Raw genomic sequence first — 1,896 nt, forward strand, 5'->3', positions numbered from 1 at the left:
TTATTGCTGGTTTTAGCTCACTTGGGAAATTCCTCCGGAATTTCGCCGTTCGTGTTTTATTTACTAAATTCACTGCTTAAACAACGCAACAAAGCCTATACAACAACGTTAGGCTTAATTAATAAAAAAATGAAAGAAACTAGAATTGAGAAATCAAATTTCATATTATTAATAATTATTACAATAGTAACATTTACTATTTATTTTATTAATCCAATTTTCATATTAAATGAAAACCAAATTTTGTATTTATTCTCTGCAGCATCACAAGTTATTGCAGCAATTTTTGGATTAATTATTACAGGTTATATATTTTTACGCAATGAATTAGATAGAAAATACGAAAGAGATGAATCATACCAAGAAATTATAACAATACTTAAAGAAGAATACTTTCGATTAATCTCAATAATAAGTAGTTTTACAGTAACTTCAATTATATTATGTTTTTTAAATATAGTTCTTGAGTCTTCTGCACATAAATCAATTTTAGATATTACTATTAACATAACTGGAATAATTGTTATTGGTTCTTTACTTTTTATTGTATCATTTATACTCAAAATACTTAGTCCAAATAGTTTTGAATTTGCAAGTGAAGAATTGCGAAGAAAATATACAACAAACGAAAACGGTGAAAGAGGTAGTTTAGAAGATTTTTTAAAGAACTACAATGAAATCGAATATATCTTACAGAAATATGGAAGTAGTTTACTGTATGAAAACCTAACAGATTATGAGTCTATTAAAATGAAAAGAATACCTAATAGAAAACTGGTTACAATACTTACTAAAGAAAATAAATTTGACAATAAATTAGAAAGTGATTTATTAAAACTTATTTCATTAAGAAATGGAATTGTACACGGGCTAAATCCTACAATTTCAAATGAAGATGAATTGTTTTCTGAAAATGTAAAAATAAAAGTTAGAGAAAGTCTAAATGTTAACAATAACTAAGCCTAACACCGTGTATTAAAAATTGCTATATTTAGCCTAACCAAAAGTAGTTGCTTTTTTGTGAACAACAATTTTCCTGCGGAAAATAGCCGTTCACTTAAAACGCAACTTTCAATACACAACAACGTTATGCACAAGCTGAAAAAAAAATCCTGCGAACCTACAAAATGAGTGATTTAATAAAAAAATATTCTTTACTTCTCATAATTGGAATTGTATTTTCCCGAATCTTGGCTGGAATTATTTTAATTACGTTTCCAGATTTATTGACGTCTGAATTACCAAATGGCGGAACTTCAACTTTAAGTGGTAGTTATTTAAGTTCAGGATTTGAATATATAATTAATCTTGTTTTTATAATTTTTTTAGCTAAAGATTTTAAAAAGGAGAAAATGAATTCACCACTCATATTAATTATGACTTTTTTCTCTGCTTTTATAGGAATTATTCTTTTCTTATTATCAGTAGCAAGTAATAAAATTAATCAAACTAAAATTGAACTGAATGAATAGACTTTTGAAAATTTTGAATAAGTACATTGTCCTTTTAATTCTTTGGTCGATTGTTGGAATGGCTTGGATTTATATTCAGCCGATTATTATGCAGAAAGGAATTTTGAATTCAAACGACTTTGAATCTTACTCATTTATTAATTCTTTGCCAACTTACATTGACTATCTAATTCGTTTAGTCATTGTAATTTTAATAGCAATGGACTTAAAAAAATATAAATTAAATCACATAGTTTTGACTTGTATTGCAACTTTATTTTACCCATTATTAGGAATTGTAATATTATCACTTCTATTAATGGAAAAATGGAAAAACAAAGCCTGTGCATAACACCGTATATAATTTATTGCTGGCTTCTCGCCTACTTACGAAAGTCCTCGCGGACTTTCTTGGTCGGTAATTATTTACTAAATTAGTTGCTTG

Annotated in this window: 3 protein-coding genes; all 3 read left to right on the forward strand. The window is 26.7% G+C overall.

Going from position 1 to position 1,896, the window contains the following annotated elements:
* Positions 1–129: 129 nt before the first annotated feature.
* The 3 genes from MPF19_RS18880 (at position 130) to MPF19_RS18890 (ending at position 1,803) form a co-directional block, all read left to right on the forward strand.
* On the forward strand, positions 130–960 hold the full coding sequence (locus tag MPF19_RS18880; protein WP_249989829.1) for a hypothetical protein: 831 nt from the start codon (positions 130–132) through the stop codon (positions 958–960).
* A gap of 230 nt (positions 961–1,190) precedes the next feature.
* Positions 1,191–1,472 carry a hypothetical protein gene (locus MPF19_RS18885; protein WP_249989830.1) on the forward strand — a complete coding sequence of 94 codons (282 nt, stop codon included), beginning with the start codon at positions 1,191–1,193 and terminating at the stop codon, positions 1,470–1,472.
* A complete protein-coding gene (locus MPF19_RS18890; RefSeq protein WP_166388058.1) occupies positions 1,465–1,803 on the forward strand; it encodes a hypothetical protein in 339 nt (112 codons plus the stop codon). The genes MPF19_RS18885 and MPF19_RS18890 overlap by 8 nt, the downstream gene beginning before the upstream one ends.
* Positions 1,804–1,896 lie beyond the last annotated feature (93 nt).

Origin of the sequence: Polaribacter sp. Z014 (genome assembly GCF_023555435.1) — a bacterium.
Lineage (GTDB): Bacteria > Bacteroidota > Bacteroidia > Flavobacteriales > Flavobacteriaceae > Polaribacter.